This window comes from Streptomyces sp. NPDC007084 (genome assembly GCF_040703595.1).
In the GTDB taxonomy this organism is placed as follows: Bacteria; Actinomycetota; Actinomycetes; order Streptomycetales; family Streptomycetaceae; genus Streptomyces.
Genome location: NZ_JBEYFY010000018.1, coordinates 1 through 20,117 on the forward strand (window position 1 = coordinate 1; position 20,117 = coordinate 20,117).

At 73.4% G+C, this 20,117-nt stretch carries 18 protein-coding genes; 7 read left to right on the top strand and 11 right to left on the bottom strand.

Annotated elements, in window-relative coordinates; all coding sequences use genetic code 11:
• Positions 1 to 95: 95 nt before the first annotated feature.
• From AB0912_RS17110 to AB0912_RS17120, 3 genes are all read right to left on the bottom strand, one after another.
• Positions 96 to 263 carry a hypothetical protein gene (locus AB0912_RS17110; protein WP_366700360.1) on the bottom strand — a complete coding sequence of 56 codons (168 nt, stop codon included), beginning with the start codon at positions 261 to 263 and terminating at the stop codon, positions 96 to 98.
• 173 nt (positions 264 to 436) lie between these two features.
• Positions 437 to 2,551 carry an MMPL family transporter gene (locus AB0912_RS17115; protein ID WP_366700362.1) on the bottom strand — a complete coding sequence of 705 codons (2,115 nt, stop codon included), beginning with the start codon at positions 2,549 to 2,551 and terminating at the stop codon, positions 437 to 439.
• Positions 2,552 to 2,813: 262 nt separating this feature from the next.
• Complete coding sequence (locus AB0912_RS17120) at positions 2,814 to 3,431, bottom strand: MarR family winged helix-turn-helix transcriptional regulator (protein WP_366700364.1); 618 nt, start codon at positions 3,429 to 3,431, stop codon at positions 2,814 to 2,816.
• 178 nt (positions 3,432 to 3,609) lie between these two features.
• On the opposite strand from AB0912_RS17120, the gene AB0912_RS17125 reads away from it, so the two are divergent.
• The 3 genes from AB0912_RS17125 (at position 3,610) to AB0912_RS17135 (ending at position 7,681) form a co-directional block, all read left to right on the top strand.
• Positions 3,610 to 5,139 (top strand): SDR family oxidoreductase, encoded by a 1,530-nt coding sequence (locus tag AB0912_RS17125; protein ID WP_366700366.1) that lies wholly within the window; start codon positions 3,610 to 3,612, stop codon positions 5,137 to 5,139.
• A 180-nt stretch (positions 5,140 to 5,319) separates the two neighbouring features.
• Positions 5,320 to 6,696 (top strand): deoxyribodipyrimidine photo-lyase, encoded by a 1,377-nt coding sequence (locus AB0912_RS17130; protein ID WP_366700369.1) that lies wholly within the window; start codon positions 5,320 to 5,322, stop codon positions 6,694 to 6,696.
• Positions 6,697 to 6,940: 244 nt separating this feature from the next.
• Positions 6,941 to 7,681 (top strand): DUF4142 domain-containing protein, encoded by a 741-nt coding sequence (locus AB0912_RS17135; protein ID WP_366700371.1) that lies wholly within the window; start codon positions 6,941 to 6,943, stop codon positions 7,679 to 7,681.
• Positions 7,682 to 7,737: 56 nt separating this feature from the next.
• On the opposite strand, the gene AB0912_RS17140 is transcribed toward AB0912_RS17135, so the two are convergent.
• Positions 7,738 to 8,760 carry a MerR family transcriptional regulator gene (locus AB0912_RS17140; RefSeq protein ID WP_366700373.1) on the bottom strand — a complete coding sequence of 341 codons (1,023 nt, stop codon included), beginning with the start codon at positions 8,758 to 8,760 and terminating at the stop codon, positions 7,738 to 7,740.
• A 378-nt stretch (positions 8,761 to 9,138) separates the two neighbouring features.
• On the opposite strand from AB0912_RS17140, the gene AB0912_RS17145 reads away from it, so the two are divergent.
• The gene (locus AB0912_RS17145; RefSeq protein WP_366700375.1) at positions 9,139 to 9,723 is read left to right on the top strand and encodes a sigma-70 family RNA polymerase sigma factor; all 585 of its coding nucleotides are present in this window, start codon (positions 9,139 to 9,141) and stop codon (positions 9,721 to 9,723) included.
• A complete protein-coding gene (locus AB0912_RS17150; protein WP_366700377.1) occupies positions 9,720 to 10,472 on the top strand; it encodes an anti-sigma factor in 753 nt (250 codons plus the stop codon). Before AB0912_RS17145 ends, AB0912_RS17150 begins: the two co-directional genes overlap by 4 nt.
• 101 nt (positions 10,473 to 10,573) lie before the next feature.
• Here AB0912_RS17150 and AB0912_RS17155 read toward each other — a convergent pair whose 3' ends face one another.
• The 6 genes from AB0912_RS17155 to AB0912_RS17180 form a co-directional block, all read right to left on the bottom strand.
• Positions 10,574 to 11,380 carry a DUF1295 domain-containing protein gene (locus AB0912_RS17155; protein WP_366700379.1) on the bottom strand — a complete coding sequence of 269 codons (807 nt, stop codon included), beginning with the start codon at positions 11,378 to 11,380 and terminating at the stop codon, positions 10,574 to 10,576.
• Positions 11,377 to 12,696 (bottom strand): cyclopropane-fatty-acyl-phospholipid synthase family protein, encoded by a 1,320-nt coding sequence (locus AB0912_RS17160; protein ID WP_366700381.1) that lies wholly within the window; start codon positions 12,694 to 12,696, stop codon positions 11,377 to 11,379. Before AB0912_RS17160 ends, AB0912_RS17155 begins: the two co-directional genes overlap by 4 nt.
• Positions 12,693 to 13,961 (bottom strand): cyclopropane-fatty-acyl-phospholipid synthase family protein, encoded by a 1,269-nt coding sequence (locus AB0912_RS17165; RefSeq protein ID WP_366700383.1) that lies wholly within the window; start codon positions 13,959 to 13,961, stop codon positions 12,693 to 12,695. Before AB0912_RS17165 ends, AB0912_RS17160 begins: the two co-directional genes overlap by 4 nt.
• Positions 13,958 to 14,689 carry a DUF1365 domain-containing protein gene (locus AB0912_RS17170; RefSeq protein WP_366700385.1) on the bottom strand — a complete coding sequence of 244 codons (732 nt, stop codon included), beginning with the start codon at positions 14,687 to 14,689 and terminating at the stop codon, positions 13,958 to 13,960. Before AB0912_RS17170 ends, AB0912_RS17165 begins: the two co-directional genes overlap by 4 nt.
• Positions 14,686 to 16,014: an FAD-dependent oxidoreductase gene (locus AB0912_RS17175; RefSeq protein ID WP_366700387.1), complete on the bottom strand. Its 1,329-nt coding sequence runs from the start codon at positions 16,012 to 16,014 to the stop codon at positions 14,686 to 14,688. The genes AB0912_RS17170 and AB0912_RS17175 overlap by 4 nt, the downstream gene beginning before the upstream one ends.
• A 430-nt stretch (positions 16,015 to 16,444) precedes the next feature.
• Positions 16,445 to 17,980, bottom strand: a complete 1,536-nt coding sequence (locus tag AB0912_RS17180; RefSeq protein WP_366700389.1) for an AMP-binding protein — start codon at positions 17,978 to 17,980, stop codon at positions 16,445 to 16,447.
• Positions 17,981 to 18,143: 163 nt separating this feature from the next.
• On the opposite strand from AB0912_RS17180, the gene AB0912_RS17185 reads away from it, so the two are divergent.
• Positions 18,144 to 18,407, top strand: coding sequence for a GlsB/YeaQ/YmgE family stress response membrane protein (locus tag AB0912_RS17185; RefSeq protein ID WP_366700391.1), 264 nt, complete (start codon positions 18,144 to 18,146; stop codon positions 18,405 to 18,407).
• 47 nt (positions 18,408 to 18,454) lie between these two features.
• Here AB0912_RS17185 and AB0912_RS17190 read toward each other — a convergent pair whose 3' ends face one another.
• A complete protein-coding gene (locus tag AB0912_RS17190; protein WP_366700393.1) occupies positions 18,455 to 19,231 on the bottom strand; it encodes a GNAT family N-acetyltransferase in 777 nt (258 codons plus the stop codon).
• A gap of 298 nt (positions 19,232 to 19,529) precedes the next feature.
• On the opposite strand from AB0912_RS17190, the gene AB0912_RS17195 reads away from it, so the two are divergent.
• Positions 19,530 to 19,964 carry a (2Fe-2S) ferredoxin domain-containing protein gene (locus tag AB0912_RS17195; RefSeq protein WP_366700395.1) on the top strand — a complete coding sequence of 145 codons (435 nt, stop codon included), beginning with the start codon at positions 19,530 to 19,532 and terminating at the stop codon, positions 19,962 to 19,964.
• The last annotated feature ends 153 nt before the right edge of the window (positions 19,965 to 20,117 follow it).

Genomic DNA, 20,117 nt, shown 5'->3' on the forward strand with positions numbered 1-20,117 from the left:
GGCGAGCCTGATCAGGCTCGCCCCCGCCCGGCGGAACAACCCCGGCCCCGAACCGAACACCTGATGAAGACGGACGGACCCCACCCCGCGAGGGCTCAGTCCTCTTCGCCGGCCGGGACCACTACCAGGAACGCGTCCGAGTTCAGGTCCATCACGACCGTCGCCGCCAGTCCCTCGGTGCGGCGCCGGGCCGCGTACTCCTCCGCCGTCCAGGATCCGCGAGGGGCCCCCGCGGGAAATCGTTCCAGCACCTTTGTCCCCATAGCGGCAGGCACCTCCACCTCTGACCTCGGACCCCGAGCGCCGGGTCCCCGTGGATTGCGCTTGCCCGCTTTTCACCCAGACATGTCATGTACGTTCAGGGTTCACCGGCGACGGACGGCAGACGGACGCAGGGCGGCAGGCGGGGGCCGGCGATCCGCGCGGACCGGCCACCTCACACTCCGACGCGCTCCCCCTGACGCGGCACCCGCGCCGGTTCACGGCTCAGCCCGCCCGGCCACCACGCGCGGCGGCCAATGTCGCGGACGAGGGCCGGCACCAGCAGGGACCGCACCACGAGGGTGTCGAGCAGGACGCCGAACGCGACGATGAAGGCGATCTGCACGAGGAAGGCCAGCGGGATCACCCCGAGGGCCGCGAAGGTGGCCGCGAGGACGACACCGGCCGAGGTGATCACCCCGCCGGTGGCGACGAGTCCGCGCAGCACTCCCTGGCGTACGCCGTGCCGCAGGGACTCCTCCCGGACCCGGGACATCAGGAAGATGTTGTAGTCGACGCCGAGGGCGACGAGGAAGACGAAGCCGTACAGCGGCACGGACGCGTCGGTGCCGCCGAAGCCGAACACGTACCGGAAAACGAGCGAGGAAATGCCCAGCGTGGCCGCGAAGTTGAGCGCGACCGTGGCGACCAGCAGCAGCGGCATCAGCAGCGAGCGCAGCAGGCCCGCCAGGATGACCAGGATGATGGCGAGGACCACGGGGACGATGAGGGCGCGGTCCCGTTCGGCGGTCTGCCGGGTGTCGTACTGCTGGGCCGTGTAACCGCCGACGAGGGCGTCCGCGTCGGGCAGGGCGTGGACCGCCGTACGCAGCCGGGCGACGGTGTCCTTGGCCGGGTCGCTGTCGGCGGCGCCGCGCAGGGTGACGTCGACGCGCACCCGGCCGTCCACGACTTTGGGGTCTCCCCCGCCGGGCCGCCCGGACTCCGTCACGGCGGCGGCCGAGGCGACGCCCTCGGTGGCGCGCGCCGCGGCCGTCACCTCGGTGACGCGGTCCGCGTCGGCGATGATCACGGCGGGGTTCCCGGAGCCGCCGGGGAAGTGCCGCGAAAGGGCCTGCTGGGCGGCGACGGAGGGCGCGTCGTCGACGAAGATCTCGTCGAGCGGGACGCCCTTCGCGGTGAGGGTGGGGGCGAAGGCGGCGCAGGCGAGGAGCCCGGCCAGGGCGATCGCCCAGACCTTGCGGGGCGCGCGGTCCACCAGGTCCGCGACCCGGTGCCAGACGCCGCCGCCGCCCGCGTCCCCGGCCGGGCGGGGACGGGCCGGCCAGTAGGCGGCGCGGCCGAGCAGGACCAGGACGGCGGGCAGGAAGGTGAGCGTGCTCAGGACGGCGCAGCCGACGCCGATGGCACCGACCGGACCGAGCGCCCGGTTGTTGGTCAGGTCGCTGAGCAGCAGGGCGAGCAGTCCGAGCGCGACGGTCCCGGCGCTCGCGACGATCGCGCCCCACGACCGCCGCAGCGCGGCCCGTACGGCGGTCAACCGGTCGCCGTGCAGCGCGAGTTCCTCGCGGAAGCGGGCGGTGAACAGGAGGGCGTAGTCGGTGGCCGCGCCGATCACCAGGATGGAGAGGATGCCCTGGACCTGGCCGTCCACCCGGACGAGGTCGTGGTCGGCGAGGACGTAGACGATCGCGCACGCGAGGCCGAGGGCGAACACCGCGCCGAGGATGATGACGAGCGGCAGCAGCACGCTGCGGTAGACGAGCAGCAGGATGACGAGCACGGTCGCGAGGGCCACGCCGAGCAGCAGGCCGTCGATGCCGGCGAAGGCGTCGGAGAGGTCGGCCTGACTGGCGGCGGGGCCGGCGATCCGCGCGGTCGTTCCCGGGACACGGTCGGCGGCGGCCCGGACCCGGTCGAGGGTGTCCGGCAGCTTGTCGCCGAGGTCGGGGCGGAGTTGGACGACACCCTCCAGCGCCTTGCCGTCGTCCGACGGGAGCGCGGGGGACGGGCGGCCGACCACGCCGGGCGCACCGCCGAGGGAGGCGAGCGCACGGGTCGCGGCGGACTGGCGAGCGCCCCGGACCGAGCCGTCCGCGTCCACCGTCCAGACGACGATGGCCGGCAGGGTCTCGTCCTGCTGGAAGGCCCGCTGCTCGGCCACCACCCGGGTGGACTCGGCGCTGCGCGGCAGGAAGGCGGCCTGGTCGTTGGTCGCGACCTCGCCGAGCTTGCCGGCGTAGGGGCCGAGCGTGCCGCCGATGCCGAGCCAGGCGACGAGCAGGACGACGGGGATCAGCCACAGGGCCCGTCGGGGGGTGAGGGACATCGCTCTCCAGGGGTCACGGTCACGGCGGCGTACGAAGCGCCGGGCCGACGCTCCGGCCCGGCGCCCGGGGTCGGTGCACCGGTTCGGCGCCCGGCTTCGACACTCGAACCTCGGCGCTCGGGTTCGGTGCACTGGTGTCCAAATATCTCAACGAAAAACAATCTCAATCATTGAGTCATCTCGGGGGCAGATCGTAGACCACGGCCTTGCTTCGGGAGTCACCGCCCGTTCGGATGCGGCAGGTGCCGTACGGCCTGCGCGGTCAGCGGCCGGGGGACCGTACGCCGGAGAGCCGTTCGTTCATGGCCGTCAGAAAACGCAGGACCACCGTCAGTTCGTCCTCGCTGAACCCGGACCGCACGCTCGCCGTCACCTCGGCGAGCGGCCGGAAGTGGGCGCGCGCCGCCGATCGGGCGTCGGGGACCCAGTGGAGGTGGACCACCCTGCGGTCGGGACTCTCCCGTACCCGCCGGATGTGCCCCGCGCGTTCGAGCCGGTCGAGGCAGGCGGTGACGGCTCCCGAGGTGAGCCCGAGGTGCTCGCGCAGCCGGCCGGGGGTGAGCGGCTCGGGCGCGTCGAGGATCGCGGCGAGCGCCTGGACGTCGGTGGCGTGCAGCCCGTGCTCCCCGGCGAAGCCGTGCACCAGCCGGTTGACCTCGCCGTTCATCCGGCGGAGCTGCACCGCGAAGGCCTGGAGGTCCGCCGCGCCTCCCTGCTCGCGGGCCCCTCCCCCGGCCTGGTCGCGGGCCGGCCCCCCGGCCTGCTCGCTGGCCGACCCCTCGGGGTGTGGCCGGCCCGTTCCCCCGGCGCGCTCGCGGCCCGGTTCCCCCACGGGGTCCGGCTCGCCCGCCCGGGCGTCACGGTCGTCTGCTCTGGCCACGCGGTCAGCCTATAGAAGTCGGCGCCGCGTCCCCGTACGGCCGCCCCCGTCGGCGGATCCGGCCGGACAGGGCCGCCGACTAGGCCCGTCCGGCGCATCCGCGGGAGTGGCCAGCGTGGAAGGGATCACAGGAGAGACAGACGGACCAGCGGCGATCACGGCCGGTGACGGAGGACGCATGAGCGAGGACGACACCCGCACCGGACTGCGGTGTCTGGTGACCGGCGCGACCGGCTACATCGGCGGGCGGCTCGTCCCCGAGCTGCTGGCGGCGGGTTACCAGGTGCGCTGTCTGGCACGCTCCCCCGACAAGCTGCGCGACTATCCGTGGGCGGGCGAGGCCGAGGTGGTGCGCGGGGACGTCACGGACGCCGAGTCCGTCGCGGAGGCGATGCGGGGGATCGATGTCGCGTACTACCTCGTGCACGCGCTCGGCTCCGGCCGCGACTTCGAGGAGACCGACCGCAGGGCGGCCCGTGTCTTCGGCGAGCAGGCCAAGGCGGCGGGCGTCCGGCGCATCGTGTATCTGGGCGGCCTGACCCCCGTGGGGGTACCGGAGAAGGAGCTGTCGCCGCACCTCAGGTCGCGGGCCGAGGTGGGCCGTGTCCTGCTGAACTCGGGTGTGCCGACGACCGTGCTGCGCGCGGCGGTGATCATCGGCTCCGGGTCGGTCTCCTTCGAGATGCTGCGCTATCTCACCGAGCGGCTGCCGGTGATGGTGACGCCGAGCTGGGTGAGCACCCGCATCCAGCCGATGGGCGTACGCGACGTGCTGCGCACGCTGGTCGGCTGCGCCACCATGCCCGCCGAGGTCAACCGGGCCTTCGACATCGGGGGCCCCGACGTCCTGACGTATCTGGAGATGATGCGGCGGTACGCGACGATCGCGGGTCTGCCCCGCAGGCTCATCTTCCCGGTGCCGTTCCTCACGCCCCGGCTGTCCAGCCACTGGGTCGGGCTGATCACGCCGGTGCCCGCGTCCATCGCGAAGCCGCTCACCGAGTCGCTGCGCCATGAGGTGGTGTGCCACGAGCACGACATCGCCCGCTACCTTCCCGATCCCTCGGGCCGGCCGATCGGCTTCGACGCGTCGGTGGCGCTCGCGCTCCAGCGGGTGCGGGACGCGCAGGTGACCACCCGCTGGTCGTCGGCCTCCTACCCCGGTACGTCGAGCGATCCGCTGCCCACCGACCCGGACTGGGCCGGCGGCAGTCTGTACACCGACCGCAGGGAGCTGACCGTCGACGCCTCGCCCGAGGCGCTGTGGCGGGTGATCGAGGGCATCGGCGGCGACAACGGCTGGTACTCCTTCCCGCTGGCCTGGGCGGTGCGGGGCTGGCTGGACCGGCTGGTGGGCGGGGTGGGCCTGCGGCGCGGGCGGCGGGACGCGGCGCGGCTACGGGTGGGCGACTCGCTCGACTTCTGGCGGGTGGAGGAGATCGAGCCCGGCCATCTGCTGCGGCTGCGTGCCGAGATGAGGCTGCCGGGCCTGGCCTGGCTGGAGATGTACGCGGAGCGGGACGAGGAGGGACGCACCCGCTACCGGCAGCGGGCCCTGTTCCATCCGCACGGTCTGCTCGGCCACCTGTACTGGTGGAGTGTCTCGCCGTTCCACTCCGTGGTGTTCGGCGGCATGGCCCGCAACATCGCCAAGGCCGCCGCGAAGAGCACGACGGGCGGGACGAAGGAACCCGCCCTCACCCGCTGACCACGACCCCGCGTCCGGCGGAGCCGCCCCGGCCGAAGCAGATCACGCAACGCCCCTCGCGGCCCCGCGGCAGTGTCCCCTACGACCCCGTAGCCGCACCCCTCGCAGCCGTCGCAGCCCTCGGCCGCACCCTTGCCGTCCTTCGCCGTCCCCCTCGCAGCCCTGTACCGGAGCAACGCCATGACCCTCTCGATCGTCCTGTTCACCTCGGACCTGCGCCTGCACGACCACCCTCCGCTGCGGGCCGCGCTCGACGGTTCCGACGCGGTGGTACCCCTGTTCGTCCGCGACGAGGCCGTCGCGGAGGCCGCGTTCACCGCTCCCAACCGGATGGCGTTCCTCGCGGACTGCCTGACGGATCTGGACGCCGGGCTGCGCGAGCGCGGCGGGCGGCTGGTGGTGCGGTCCGGTGACGTGGTGGCCGAGGTGTGCAAGGTGGTCGCCGAGGCCGACGCGGACGAGGTGCACATGGCGGCGGGCGTCAGCGGCTACGCGCACCGCCGGGAGGAGCGGCTGCGTGCCGCGCTGGAGGCCGAGGGGTGCAGGCTGCACGTCCACGAGACGGTGATCACGGCGGTCGCGCCGGGCGCGGTGACCCCGGCGTCCTCGGACCACTTCGCGGTCTTCACGCCGTACCACCGCCAGTGGGCGCGGCAGCCGCTGCGGGACGCGCTCGGCGCTCCCCGGGTCGTCCGGGTGCCGGACGGGGTCGGCTCGGAGGAGATCCCGAAGCGCGCCGACGTCTCCGGGGTGTCCCCCGCGCTCGCCACGGGCGGGGAGTCGGAGGGCAGGAAGCGGGTGACGGCCTGGCTGCGGAGCGGGATCGCCGCGTACGAGGACCGGCACGACGATCTGCCGGGCGACGCGACCTCCCGGCTCTCCCCGTATCTCCACTTCGGGACGGTCTCGCCGGTCGAGCTGGTGCACCGGTCGAACGCGGCGGGCGGCCCGGGCGCCGAGGCGTTCGTCCGGCAGCTCGCGTGGCGCGACTTCCACCACCAGGTGCTCGCCGTACGGCCGGACGCTTCCCGCGCCGACTACCGCACCCGGCACGACCGTTGGCGCTCGGAGCGGGAGGCGGGCGAGGACATCGAGGCGTGGCGCGAGGGCCGCACCGGCTATCCGGTGGTGGACGCCGCGATGCGGCAACTGCGTCACGAGGGCTGGATGCACAACCGGGGCCGGCTGCTCACGGCGAGTTTCCTGGTCAAGACGTTGTACGTGGACTGGCGGGTGGGCGCCCGGCACTTCCTGAGCCTGCTGGTGGACGGCGACCTCGCCAACAACCAGCTCAACTGGCAGTGGATGGCGGGCACGGGCACGGACAGCCGGCCCAACCGCGTCCTGAACCCGGTCACCCAGGGCAAGCGCTACGACCCGGACGGGGAGTACGTGCGGCGCTGGGTACCGGAGTTGGCGGGCCTGGAGGGCAGGGCCGCGCACGAGCCGTGGAAGGCCCAGGGACTCGACCGGGCGGCCTGTGACTATCCGGACCCGATCGTCGAACTGTCCGAGGGGCTGGCCCGGTTCAGGCGGGGCCGGGGCCTGACCGACTGAGCGGGCGGGCCGGCGGCGGGCGGAACCGCCGAGGGCAGGCGGGCGGCGGGCGGAGCCGCCGAGTGCAGGCGGGCGGCGGGCGGAACCGCCGAAGATTTTACCCGCCGTAAAGATTTTTCCCCGGTGTGCGGCCGTACTGGGGGGCGTCCGAACCACTCGTACCGGGTCCGTCCGCAGCGGATCCATCGCGCGGCGGACCGGCGCGTTTCGCTCCGGACGCCGCCCCCGGCCACCAGGAGGCTCAGTGCGCATTGCACGGAACGCGGGAACACTCTTCGTGACGGGCGCGTTGACCCTGACCCTCGCCGCGCTGGCCTATCCGGCCATGCTGGGTGTGCAGACCACCTCCAGTGCCTCGACACGGATCATCGCCAATCCGCCGTCGGGCCCGCTGACCGAGGCCGACCGCGACTTCGTCGTCAAGGTGCGCGCGGCCGGCCTGTGGGAGTACCCGGTGGGCCAACTGGCCTTGCAGAAGGGGACCATTCCGTCGGTGCGCACGGCGGGAGAGCATCTGGTCTCGGGTCACGCGGGGCTGGACGAGGCCTGCCGCACGATCGCGCGGCAGCTCGGCATCACCCTGCCGAACAAGCCCTCTCCGCAACAGCAGGGATTCGTCGCCACGTTGAGCGGCGACAGCGGCAAGAAGTTCGACTCCGACCTCGCCAACATCCTGCGGGTGACGCACGGTCAGATCTTCTCGGTGATCGCGAAGGTGCGGGCCACGACGGAGAACACGCTGGTGCGTCAGCTCGCCAACCAGGCCAACTCCACGGTGCTGGACCACATCACGGTGATGGAGAAGACCGGGCTCGTGAACTTCGAGCAGGTGATCGTCCAGGAGACGACCGACCCGAAGCTGCCGAAGGACAACCTGACCCCTCCGCCGCCGCAGCCCGGTGAGCCGACGGTCGTGCTGACGCCGCCGGCGGGCGGCGCGCGGGGCGGCGCCGCGAAGCCCTCGCCGACGCCGACCGTGGGATGACCTGAGGCACGCGCGGAAACTCCGTCGGGGCTGCGGGACCCGGCCGGCCGGTTCGCTCAGCCTGCGGCGAGGCCCGCCAGGGCCGTGAGCGCGTCCCGCAGTCCCGGCGGCCGGAGCATCCCGGGCTCCTGCCGCCCGGCCCAGCCCGGTCCGCCCAGCAGCACGGCGGGGTGGCGGCGGGCGCCCTTCACACCCCAGCCGGTGGCGGCGATGTACCGGGCCAGCGGGCGGTCGGCGGTGGAGCGGGTCTGCGACCAGAGCACGACGGCCAGCGGACCGAGCCGCCGTACCGCCGCGGTGAGCGCCTCCGGGGGGACGGCGGGGCCGAACATCCGGGTGGGCAGGCCCTGTTCGACCAGGCAGGCGTGGAGCGCCTCCAGCGGCAGACAGTGCTGTTCGCCCGGGACGCAGGCCAGCACGACGGGTCCGGCGCCGCTCGCGGGCGCGGCCGGCGCGGGCGGACCGGACGGGCCCGACGCCCGGTGCAGCGTCCGGGAGATGTGCCAGGAGAGCAGGTGCTCCACCTCGACGTAGCGGTCACCGGCGGACTCCCATTTGCGTCCCACCGCGTGCAGGGTCGGCACCATCACCTCCTCCCAGCCGACGACCACGCCGTGCCGCTCGACGAGCGAGGTCAACTGGTCGTCCACGGCGGGCGAGTCGAGCCGTACGGCGGCGCGCGCCAGGCCCTTGCACTCCTGCCGGGCGTCGCCGAGGGGCAGCGCGCCCGCCGCCTTCGAGCGGGGCCGGTACTCGTCCCCGGCGGGCTTGGCCTCGGCGGGCTTGGCCTCGGCCGGGGTCTGGTCGGCCCCCTCCTTCGCCGCGCGGGCCGCCTCGGCGGGCGGCACGCCGGCGGAGGTCAGCCGGCACATCTCCTCCAGCATCGCCACGTCCTGCGGGGTCCACCGCCGGTGCCGTCCGCCGGAGCGGACCGCGGGCCCCACGCCGTACCGGCGGTCCCAGGACCGCAGCGTGGTGGGTGACACGCCGAGGCGGCGGGCCAGCGCCCCCGTGGTGACGCCCGTGTCGGCGGACGCCGCGTCCGCTCCCCGCACCAGATCCGACCGGCTCTCACCCATACGGCCGACTATACGACGCAGAAACGATGCGAGTTGTCGCCTCTGTCCAGCCGTTCACACGATGGGGTAACGCGGCCTTCGGGCAGGGCCGGCGGCCGCGGAGGGCGCGGCCCGCGCCCGTTCCGGCGCGGCCCGCCGTCGCCCGCGCAGGTCCGGCCGCCCGGCCCGTGGGACCGTTGTGCCATCCCACAGGAGGGTGTGCCGTCCCATGGGACCGCGAGACCCGAGAAGACCCGGCACCGCGCATCACCGGGGCAGGGCCGCCATCCCGCGGCCCGGCCCCGGCACGGCCGGAACTTTTCCGGCGGCGGGGCAATCCGCCGGCCGACCAGCTTCGGATCACCTGCGAATCATCAGCGCGTCCTGGAGGACCACACCGTGAAGGAAGCCGTGGAGATCGGGAGAAACCCGTCTGCGGAGCCGGATCTGCCGGAACTGATGGCCCGGGTCGCCCGGGGCGACCAGCAGGCGTTCGCCTCGCTGTACGACGTCGTGGCGGGTCCCGTCCTCGGCATCGTGCGCCGGGTGCTGCGCGACCGGGCCCAGTCCGAGGAGGTCGCCCAGGAGGTGCTGGTGGAGGCGTGGCGTACGGCAGCGCGCTACCGGCCCGAGCGGGGTTCGGTGATGAACTGGGTCCTCACCCTCGCCCATCAGCGGGCCGTGGACCGGGTCCGCTCGGTGGAGGCGTCGGCGGCCCGCGAGCACAAGGCGGCGCTGCTGGACAGGTCGCGCGAGTACGACGAGGTGACCGAGCAGGTCGAGGCCCGGCTGGAACGGGAGCAGGTGCGGCGCTGTCTGCGCACGCTGACCGAGCTTCAGCGTCAGTCGGTGACCCTGGCGTACTACCGCGGGCTGACCTACCGGGAGGTGGCGGAGCTGCTGGCGCTGCCCCTCGGCACGGTAAAGACGCGGCTGCGCGACGGTCTGATCCGGCTCCGTGACTGCCTGGGGGTGACGGCGTGACCACGGTCGACCTGCACACGCTGACCGGCGCGTACGCGCTGCACGCCCTGGCCGACGACGAGCGCGAGCTGTTCGAGCGGCACGCGGAGGCCTGCGAGTCCTGCTCCCAGGAGGTCAGGGAGCTGACGGAGGCCGCCGCCCGGCTCGGCATGGCCGTCACCGAGAAGCCCGCCCCGGCGCTCAAGGAGAACGTGCTGCGGAGCATCACCACCGTCCGGCAGGAGGCGCCGCGGACCGTCGCGGTCCCCGCGCCCCGGCGGGCGGCCGGCCGCGTCCGGCGTCCCGCGCGGTGGGCGCTCGCGGCCTGCCTGGCGGCGGCGGCCGGGCTGGGCGGCACGGCGGTGTGGCAGCACGACCGCGCCGAGGACGCCCGGCAGCAGGCCCGGCAGGCCGAGCGGCGTACCGACGAGGTGGCCGCGGTGCTGGCCGCCCCCGACGCCGCGTCGCGTACGGCGAAGCTGGCGGGCGGCGCCCGGGGCACGGTCGTGGTGTCGAAGAGCCGGGACCAGGCGGTGTTCGTCGCCGCGGGGATGGCGAAACCGCCGGCTGGCAAGGTCTACCAGCTCTGGTTCAACGACGCGGGCACCATGCGGTCCGCCGGTCTGATGGACCCGTCCCGTACGACGGAGGCGGTGCTGCTGAAGGGCGCCGTCGACAAGGCGTCCGGGATGGGGATCACCGTGGAGCCGGCCGGCGGTTCGGCCGAGCCCACGTCCGATCCGGTGGCCCTGATGGACTTCCCGGCCTGAGCGGTCGTCCCCTCGTTTTCCCGGGGGAGGGGACGAACGGCCCAGACGCCTCGCCCCGCCGGGTTTCTCCCGGCGGGGCGAGGCGTTCACGGCCGCTGTGCTCAGCCCCGCCGTTTCGGCGGCAGCGGGAAGAAGCCGCTGGTGTGGTCCACGTACTCGGCGTAGCCGGGGCGCTCGGCCATGTGCCGCTCCAGCATGGGCTTGCCGCTGCCCTTGGTGAGCAGGTAGCTCATCACCAGCGGGGAGATCAGGGACAGGGCCGCCGCGGCGGCGCTGTCGCAGGTGAACAGGAACAGACCCCACCAGACGCAGAAGTCGCCGAAGTAGTTGGGATGCCGGGTCCAGCTCCACAGGCCGCGGTCCATGACCTTGCCCTTGTTGGCGGGGTCGGCCTTGAAGCGGGCCAACTGGGCGTCGCCCACGGTCTCGAAGAGGAAACCGCACGCCCAGAGCGCGACGCCCGCCCAGGCGAATCCGCTCGGCCGCCCCGGTACGTACTGGGCGGCCTGGACGGGCAGGGACACCAGCCACACCAGCGCGCCTTGCAGGAGGTAGACCATGCGCAGGGCGTAGAGGTCGCGGTTGCCGGGGGCCTTGGCGAGCAGGGCGTCGTAGCGCGGGTCCTCGCCGTGTCCCCGGCCCCGGCGGGCGATGTGCGCGGCCAGCCGCAGCCCCCACACCGCGGTGAGGACCGTGACCAGCACGCGCCGGACGAGGTCGCCCTCGCCGGCGGAGGCCAGAAGGGAGACCAGGGCCACCGCGGTGAAGGCGATCCCCCAGGCGACGTCCACGATCCGGTGCAGGCCCTTGCGTACGGCGGCGGCGAACGTGGCGAGCATGACGGCGAGCGCGGCGGCTGCCGCGAGGCCGAGGTTCGGGGCGAACGCGCCCCAGGGGAAGCCGCTCATCGCTCGTCCGTGCCCGCGTACCAGGTGTGCGGCACGGCGGGCATCCCGCTCGCGCCGTCCGGTGTGGGCCGGACGGCGAGGATCTGGTCGACGCCCATGCGGCGCTCCTCGAAGGCGAGCGCCCCGCCGACCAGGTACAGCCGCCACACGCGGGCGGTCTCCTCACCGACGAGCCGCACGAAGTCGTCCCAGTGCTCCTCCAGGGTCCGGTGCCAGGCGGCGACCGTCCGGACGTAGTGCTCGCGCAGCGATTCGACGGAGCGCACTTCGAGTCCGGCGTCCTCCAGGAGTCCGACGGTCTCCCCCAGCGGCCTCATGTGCATGTCGGGGGCGATGTACGCCTCGATGAACGCGCCGCCGCCGGGGGCGACCGATCCCCGGGACATCTGCTGGACGAGCACCCGCCCCTGGGGCCGGACCAGCCGGCGCAGGGAGGCCGCGAAAGCCGGGTACTCGGCGTCGCCGACGTGCTCGCCCATCTCGACGGTGGCGACCGCGTCGTAGGCGCCGCCCTCGATGTCCCGGTAGTCCTGGCACACCACGTCGACCAGATGCTCCAGCCCGCGTTCGCGGACCTGCTCGCGGACGTACGCGGCCTGCTCGGCGGCCAGGGTGACGGCGGTGACCTGGGTCTTGTACTCCTCGGCCGCGTAGAGGGTGAGGGAACCCCAGCCGCAGCCGATGTCGAGGAGCCGGGCGCCGGGTACGAGGGCGAGTTTGCGGCAGATCAGCTCCAGCTTGGCGCGCTGGGCGTCGGCGGGGCCGAAGGCGGGGTCCTCGCTCGTCCAGTAGCCGCTGGAGTAGGCCATGGTGTCGTCGAGGAGGAGACGGTAGAACGCGTTCGACAGGTCGTAGTGGTGGCTGATGGCGGCCCGGTCGCGGGACCTGCTGTGCAGGCCGCCGCGCAGCCTGGCCTGGGAGGCGGGCGCCGGGGGCCGGGGGCCGACCGCACCGAGGCGCACCGCGGTGCCGACGGCCTGGGCGCGGTCGGCGAGGCTCAGCCGGGGCGCGTGCAGACCGCGTTCGCGGACGGCTCCCCACATCAGACGCAGCGCCTGGGCGAGGTCGCCCTCGACGTCGAGTTCGCGGGTGACGTAGGCCTGGGCGAGGCCGAGTTCGCCGGGCTGCCAGAGCAGGCGCCGCAGGGCGCGGCGCGAGCGCACGACGACGACGGGGGTGTCCGGCGGGCCGGCCTCGCTGCCGTCCCAGGCGCGTACCCGCAGTGGGAGGGGGCCGCCGAGCGCCTCCTCGGTCAGGGCGGCGAGCCGCTGGGCGGCGCCGCGTCGGGTGGTGCGGGCGACGGGCGCGGTGCTCATGGGGTGGGGTCCTCCTTGGTGAACAGGTACTGCTGGACGTCGAGGTAGCCGGAGCGGAACCCGGCCTCGGAGTAGGCGAGGTAGAAGGTCCACATCCGGCGGAAGGTCGCGTCGAAGCCGAGGGCGGCCACCTTGTCGGCGCGCTCGGTGAACCGTTCGCGCCACAGCCGCAGGGTCTCCGCGTAGTGCGCGCCGAAGGCGTCCCTGCGGGTGGTGCGCAGCCGGGTGTGCCGCTGGGTCACGTCCTCGACGGCTTCCACGGAGGGCAGCAGTCCGCCGGGGAAGATGTACTTCTGGATCCAGGTGAAGGTGTCGCGGGAGGCGAGCATGCGGTCGTGCGGCATGGTGATCGCCTGGAGGGCGACCCGGCCGCCGGGGACGAGCAGCGCGTCGAGGGCGGTGAAGTAGGTCGGCCAGAACTCCTCGCCCACGGCCTCGATCATCTCGACGCTGACGACGGCGTCGTAGGTGCCCGCCGCCTCGCGGTAGTCGCGCAGTTCGATGGTGACCCGGTCGTCGAGTCCGGCCTCGCGAACCCGTTCGCGGGCGAGGTCGCGTTGTTCGCGGGAGAGGGTGAGCGAGGTGACGTGGGCGCCGCGCGCGGCGGCTCGGATGGCCAACTCGCCCCAGCCGGTGCCGATTTCGAGGAGCCGGGTGCCGGGTCCGGCCTCGGCGAGGTCGAGGAGCCGGTCGATCTTGCGGTGCTGGGCGGCGGGGAGCAGGTCCCAGGTGGCGGGGAAGCCGCGGAAGAGGGCGGCGGAGTAGCTGAGGGTGTCGTCCAGGAAGAGGGCGAAGAGGTCGTTGGACAGGTCGTAGTGGCGGCTGATGTTGTCGCGGGCGCCGGTGGGGGTGTTGCGCTGGATGTCGGGCCGGCGCAGCGCCCAGACGTTCCGGAGTTTCTGGAGGGGGGCCGGGATGAGCGCGGCGGCGTTCCCGGCGAGGACGGTGAGGGCCGCCACCAGGTCGGGCGCGTCCCACTCCCCCGCCATGTAGGACTCGCCGAAGCCGATGAGTCCGGTGGTGCCGATGCGGGCGTGGAAGGCGGCCGGGTCGTGGATGTCGATGACCGGGCCGCCGAGGCCGACGCTGGTTCCGTCGGCGAACCGGGCCCGCAGGGGCAGTCGTCGGAGTGCTCGGCGCAGGAGGGCGCGGGTGACGGCGGTGCGGGCGCGCGAGGCGTCCGGCCGTGTGACCACGTCCGGCCAGCGGACCGGGTCGGTGTCCTGTCGTGGCGTCTCGACGGGGCAGGACTCGGCTGTCCTCATTTCGTGTTCTCCTGGGTTCGGCGTGGGGTGCGGGGCTGGACGGGCAGTCCCCGCAGATAGAGGCGGACGCCGTGCAGCCGGATGGCGGCGGACACGGCGACGGTGGACCAGGGGTGGCGCAGGGCCTGCCGGAGCAGGGCGCCGAGGGTGGCGGTGCGGCGCGTTCCGCGTACGGTCGCGGTGAAGGGGCGGGTTCCCTCGCGTTCCAGATGGACCGTCAGGTTCAGCCGGCCGTCGGGCTCGGGCAGCCGCATCCGGTAGGCGCCGTCGACGGGGAAGAACGGCGAGACGTAGAACTCCTTGCGGGTCCGCGCGGTGCCGGTGGCGTCCGGGTGCAGCAGGTAGGTGTGCCGTTCGCCGTAGGTGTTGTGCACTTCGGCGACGACGCAGCGCTGGGTGCCGTCCGGGTCGTGACACCAGTACAGGGTCAGCGGGTTGAAGACGTGGCCGAGGACGCGGGCGTGGGCGAGCATCAGTACGGTGCCGCCGCGCAGGTCGATGCCGTGCGCCGCGAGGAACCGGTCCAGGCCGGCGCGGATGCTCGGCTGGTCGCCGCTGAAGTGGTCACGCGCGTCGAACCGGGCCAACGGGCGGAGTAGATACGGCAGTTGGGGTGGCCGGTCGGGGTCGGTGAGCCACATGTAGGTGCGGTGGCGCAGGGCGTAGCGGCGGGGCGCGGTCCGTATGTGGGCGACCGTGCAGGGGTAGAGGGCCGGGGCCGTGGTCACCAGGTCACCCCCAGGGCGGCGGCCGCCTCGACTCCGGAGCGGCAGCCGTCCTCGTGGAAGCCCCAGCCGTGGTAGGCGCCGGCGTAGGCGGTCACCGGGGTGTTCAGGGCGGGGAGCCGGCGCTGCGCCGCGACCGACTCGGGGGTGTAGACGGGGTGTTGGTACTCCATGCGGGCCAGTACCCGGGCGGGGTCGACGCGGTCGCCTCCGCCGAGCGTCACGACGTAGGTCTCGGGTGCGTCGAGCCGCTGGAGGCGGTTCATGTCGTAGCTGACCCGGACCCGGTCGGCGCCGGCATCGCAGTCGGGCATGAGGTAGTTCCAGGAGGCGCGTGCTCCGCGGGCGCGCGGCAGCAGACTGGTGTCGGTGTGCAGGAGGGTGGCGTTGCGTGAGTAGCGGAACGCGCCGAGCACCTCGCGCTCTCGCTCGTCGGGGTCGGCGAGCAGCCGGAGCGCCTGGTCGGGGTGGACGGCGATGACCACGGAGTCGTACGAGGTGGTGGTGCCGTCCTCGGTGGTGACGTCGGCTCCGTCGGCGTGCCGGCGCACGGCGCGGACGGGGGCGGAGGTGTGGACGGCGTCGAGCTGTTTGGCGAGCCGGTCGACGTAGGAGCGGGAGCCGCCGGTGACCGTGCGCCAGACCGGGGAGCCGCTGACCGAGAGCATGCCGTGGTGGTCCATGAAGCGGAACAGGTAGGCGGCCGGGTAGCGGCGGGCGGTGGCGGCGTCGCAGGACCAGACGGCGGAGACGAGCGGGGTCATGAAGTGCCGGGTGAAATAGGCGGAGAAGCGGTGCCGGACCAGGAACTCGCCCAGGGTGAGGGTGTCGTCGCCGTCTTCGGCGCTTTCGGCGAGCAGGCGGCGGGCGGCGCGGTGGAACGCCGGCACCTCGGTGAGCATGCGCAGGTAGGGGCCGCGCAGTGCGTTGCCGGGGCGCGGGAAGAGTCCTGCGGGACCGCGGGCACCCGCGTACTCCAGGCCGCAGCCCTCGCACCGTACGGACATGCTCATCTCGGACTCCTGGGTGGCGACGCCGAGTTCGGCGAAGAGCCGCAGGAGGTTGGGGTAGGTGCGGTGGTTGTGCACGATGAAGCCGGAGTCGACGCGGTGCACCCGTCCGTCGGACGAGGCCAGGTCGTGGGTGTGGGCGTGCCCGCCGAGCCGGTCGTCCGCCTCGTAGACCGTGACGGACCGGGTCCGGCCGAGCACGTGCGCGGCGGTGAGACCGGCCACTCCCCCGCCGATCACGGCCGTGCGCTCCGTCGTCCGCCGGCCTTGTCCGGCGCGCCCGGTGCCACCGCCCGTGGCGTCTTCGGACCTGTGCATCCTCGTTTCCTCCCGCCCGGCTCCTCGTCGGAGCTCTCGGAGGTATTCCGGAGCTGGGCCCCGTACGGATTGCCGGGGAGGCGATCTTCTGAATCTGGGCGGGCGGAGTCCGGGCGGTTTCCAGGGGGCGTGGCCACTGAAGGGCTCTACGGCTACGGCCGTCGCGCCACCGCATGGCTGCTCAGCGGCGTCTGGTCATCGCCGTCTGGTCATCGTGGCCTGATCATCGCGGCCTGATCATCGCGGCATAAGGGAAAAATAAGGGCAGAATGGAGATGTAGGGCACCGGCCCGCACCCGCGGTGAGCGCGGGCCGGCGCTGTCGGGTGACGTGCCGGTGGGACCGGCTCTCCCAGTCCACCCACGACACCGGCACTGGCACCACCACCGGCACCGGCACCGGCACCGCTTCAACTTCCGTGCGAACGCCGTCAGTTGACGTCCCTGTCGCGCTTCTCCCAGTATGGGCGGCGCAGTTTGTACTTCTGGAGTTTGCCGGTCGCGGTGCGGGCCAGTTGGTCGCGGAACTCGACCTGGGTCGGCGCCTTGAAACCGGCAAGGCGCTCCTTGCAGTACTGGATCAGCTCGTCCTCGGTCGCCGCCGCGCCCGGCGCGAGCACCACCAGCGCCAGCACGGTCTCGCCCCATTTCTCGTGGGGGACGCCGATCACCGCGACCTCGGCGACGGCGGGGTGGCTGAAGAGCGTGTCCTCCACCTCGATGGAGGAGACGTTCTCACCGCCGGTGATGATCACGTCCTTCTTGCGGTCGCTGATCGTCAGATAGCCGTCCGGGCCGAGCGTTCCGCCGTCGCCGGTGTGGAACCAGCCGTCGGCCAGGGCCCGTTCGGTCTCCTCCGGCTGTTCCCAGTAGCCCTCCAGGACGACGTTGGAGCGCGCCAGGATCTCCCCGTCCGCGGAGGTGCGCAGGGTCACGCCGAGGGCCGGGGCGCCGGCGCGCACCAGTTTCTCCGCCCTTTCCCGCGGGGCGAGTTCGTCCCATTCGGAGCGTGCGCGGTTGACGGTGAGCAGCGGTGAGGTCTCGGTGAGACCGTAGATCTGGATGAACTCCCAGCCGAGTTCGGACTCGACGCGGGCGACGGTCCTGGTGGGCGGCGGGGCCCCGGCGACGATGATGCGCACCCGGTCGCGGCCGGGGATCTCGCCCTCCCAGGTGCCGGCGGCGGCCAGCACCGCGTTGACGACGGCGGGCGCCGCGCACATCACGGTCACGCCGTGCTCGGCCACCCGGCGCAGGATCTCCGTGCCGTCGACCTTGCGCAGCACGACCTGGGGAACGCCGAGGCCGGCCATCCCGAAGGGCATCCCCCATCCGTTCGCGTGGAACATGGGCAGGGTGTGCAGATAGACGTCGCGGTCGGTCACACCCGCGTGCAGGGCGAAGGTCGTGGCGTTGATCCAGATGTTGCGGTGGGTGATCTGGACGCCTTTGGGGCGGGCGGTGGTGCCGCTGGTGTAGTTGATCGTGGCGGTGGCGTTCTCGTCGGGTTCCCAGGGGGCGGGTTCCGTGTCGAAGCGGTACAGCTCGGCGTCCGCCTCGGCACCGAGCGTGTACCGGTGCTCGCAGGCGACGCCCTCGAAACGGCCGGCGAGTTCCGGGTCGACGAGCAGGACGCTCGCCCCCGAGTGCTCGACCAGATAGCTCACCTCGTCCGCCGTCAGGCGGAAGTTCACCGGCACGAGGACCCGGCCGTGGCCGCTGACGCCGAAGAACGAGGTGAGCAGGCGGGCGCTGTTGGGCGAGACGACGGCGACGCGCGCGCCGTGCGGGACGCCGAGCGCGTCGAGTCCGGCGGCCTGGGCCCTGGCCAGTTCCCCGACGCGCCGGTAGGTCAGCCCCTCCCAGGGTTCGGCGGGCTGGTCGGGTTCGTCCACGACGCCCACACGGTCGCCGTACACGGTGACGGCACGGTCCAGGAAATCCCGGGCCCCCAAGGGAACGAACATCACGGCCTCCCGACGATCCGACGAACTCCAGGGTCCATCCTGGCCACGCCCCCGCGCATCCGGACAGCCCCGGGGCGGCTCGGTTCCGTCCTGATCGCCGGACTGGCCCGGCCCGCGGTGGGGCAGATACCTGACGGCGACAGACCGACGTGGAGGGGCGGAGATGGAGATCTCAGGCATCATCAGTGCCATCGTCATCGGCATCATCATCGGCGTGCTCGGCAGGCTCGTCGTGCCGGGCCGTCAGCGCATCGGCATCCTGCTGACGATCCTCGTCGGCATCGTGGCCGCGTTCATCGGCTCGGGGGTGGCGGCGGCGTTCGGCGTCGCCGACACCAAGGGCGTGGACTGGATCGAGTGGCTGATCCAGATCGGCCTCGCCGCGGTGGGCGTCGCGGCCCTGGACCGGACCCGCGCGCGCCGCTGAACCGGCACGGCACCGACGGCGGGGGTGCCCGCACGCGCCGGCGAGCGTCACCCCTCGTAGACGTACGGTGTCGTCGTGGTGAGCGGCTGGAAGCCGAGCCGGGCGAGGATGGGGCGGCTCTGGCTGGAGGCGTCGACCTGGACGTAGCGGTAACCGCGGTCGGCCGCGACGCGGGCGCGGTGGGCGACCAGCGCGCGGTAGATGCCCCGGCCGCGCCAGGCCTGGACGGTGCCGCCGCCCCAGAGGCCGGCGAACCGCGCTCCCGGCAGGAGTTCCATCCGGGCGGCGCTGACGGGGACGTCTCCGGCGAGCGCCACCACGGCGACCACGGTGTCCGCGTCTCCGCCGAGCTGGGCGAGGAGCTGATGCCGCAGGCGGGTGCTGTCCGTCCCGAATGCCTGCTCGTGCACGTCGGCCACGAGGTCGACGCCCGCCTGGTCGGTGACGGGCAACAGGCTGACGCCCTCGGGAGGTTCGGCGTCGAGGGCCAGATCGCCCAGCTCGGCGATCATGAGTGTCTCCTCGGGCTCGGGGGTGAACCCGGCGGCTCTCAACCGCTGCCCGAGGTCTTCCGGCCGGTCGTGTCCGTACAGCTTCCACTCGAACTCCCGGCCGAGGCCGGTGAAATGGCGTATCTGCTCGGCGATGGCCGCGTCGGCGTTCGTCTCGTCCAGGTCGGACCAGATCACCCCGTTCCATCCGTCCTCGGCGCCGATCTGGCGCACCACGGGTCCGGCGCGCTCGATCCGGGCGTCCGGCGCGTCGGGCCGCGCCGTCTCCCGCATGTCCCGGTCGAACAGAGCCAGTACCGCTGTGTGATCCATGGGCTCACTCCAGCACCCCGGGGCGTGCGGGGCAACGGAGATTGCGGGCGCCGCGCCACCATGGCGGCCGTACCGAGGAGACATCGAACCCGGGGTGCGCCGTCCAGCGGCCCACGCGGACACACCGGTTGGGCGGGGCGCGCGTGTCCGGACCCGCTCTACTGAGCAGGGGAAACGTCTCGTACGGTGGCTGTGGGCGGCGGCTCCGGGCAGCACCTCCGGTCGGTCGCCGGCCGACGCCGGCCGCGAGCGATCACGGCCGGAACCCTCCGATCCCTCTCGCGAAAGGCTTCCCCTCGTGCCGTTCGACTCCCCGCGCGGACTCTCTCGTACGGTCGCGGTCGGCGCCGCCCGTTCGCGGCCGTGCAGCCTCGTCGTCTGCCGGGGATGCTGCTGCGGCGACCCGGTCAAGTTCCCGGACACCGACCATGCCCGGCAGCTCGCGCGGCTGCGGGCCGGGGCGGAGGCGTCCGGCGGCCGGTTCACCGTACGGACGACGGACTGTCTCGGGCCCTGCGACCAGGCGAACGTCGTGGTGGTGCAGCCCTCGGGGGCGGGCCGGCTGGGCGGGGGACGTCCGACCTGGGTGGGCTTCGCCACGGACGACGGCTGTACGGACGACCTGCTGGCCTGGGCCTCGGCCGGCGGCCCGGGAGTGGCCGAGCCGCCGACCGCCCTGGAGCTGCAGTTCGTCAGCCCGCCGCGCACGGCACGGACCCGGAGGCGGCGGTGAGGGCGGAGGCACGGACGGGGACCTATAACTCCGGCCACACGACCAACTTGTCCGCCGGGTAGCGGAGTTGGGGCAACTCCCCTGCCCGTCTCGCAACACCGCCGCCGCTCGGCCAAGTCGCCGGGCCACAGCCGCGCCGAGCGCCAGGCCAAC

Bases quoted from the DNA above. Each gene is read 5' to 3' on its own strand.
- AB0912_RS17190 (WP_366700393.1), bottom strand. From the start codon at position 19,231: ATGGATCACACAGCGGTACTGGCTCTGTTCGACCGGGACATGCGGGAG.
- AB0912_RS17115 (WP_366700362.1), bottom strand. From the start codon at position 2,551: ATGTCCCTCACCCCCCGACGGGCCCTGTGGCTGATCCCCGTCGTCCTG.
- AB0912_RS17180 (WP_366700389.1), bottom strand. From the start codon at position 17,980: ATGTTCGTTCCCTTGGGGGCCCGGGATTTCCTGGACCGTGCCGTCACC.
- AB0912_RS17110 (WP_366700360.1), bottom strand. From the start codon at position 263: ATGGGGACAAAGGTGCTGGAACGATTTCCCGCGGGGGCCCCTCGCGGA.
- AB0912_RS17185 (WP_366700391.1), top strand. From the start codon at position 18,144: ATGGAGATCTCAGGCATCATCAGTGCCATCGTCATCGGCATCATCATC.
- AB0912_RS17130 (WP_366700369.1), top strand. From the start codon at position 5,320: ATGACCCTCTCGATCGTCCTGTTCACCTCGGACCTGCGCCTGCACGAC.
- AB0912_RS17125 (WP_366700366.1), top strand. From the start codon at position 3,610: ATGAGCGAGGACGACACCCGCACCGGACTGCGGTGTCTGGTGACCGGC.
- AB0912_RS17140 (WP_366700373.1), bottom strand. From the start codon at position 8,760: ATGGGTGAGAGCCGGTCGGATCTGGTGCGGGGAGCGGACGCGGCGTCC.
- AB0912_RS17175 (WP_366700387.1), bottom strand. From the start codon at position 16,014: ATGCACAGGTCCGAAGACGCCACGGGCGGTGGCACCGGGCGCGCCGGA.
- AB0912_RS17155 (WP_366700379.1), bottom strand. From the start codon at position 11,380: ATGAGCGGCTTCCCCTGGGGCGCGTTCGCCCCGAACCTCGGCCTCGCG.
- AB0912_RS17160 (WP_366700381.1), bottom strand. From the start codon at position 12,696: ATGAGCACCGCGCCCGTCGCCCGCACCACCCGACGCGGCGCCGCCCAG.
- AB0912_RS17165 (WP_366700383.1), bottom strand. From the start codon at position 13,961: ATGAGGACAGCCGAGTCCTGCCCCGTCGAGACGCCACGACAGGACACC.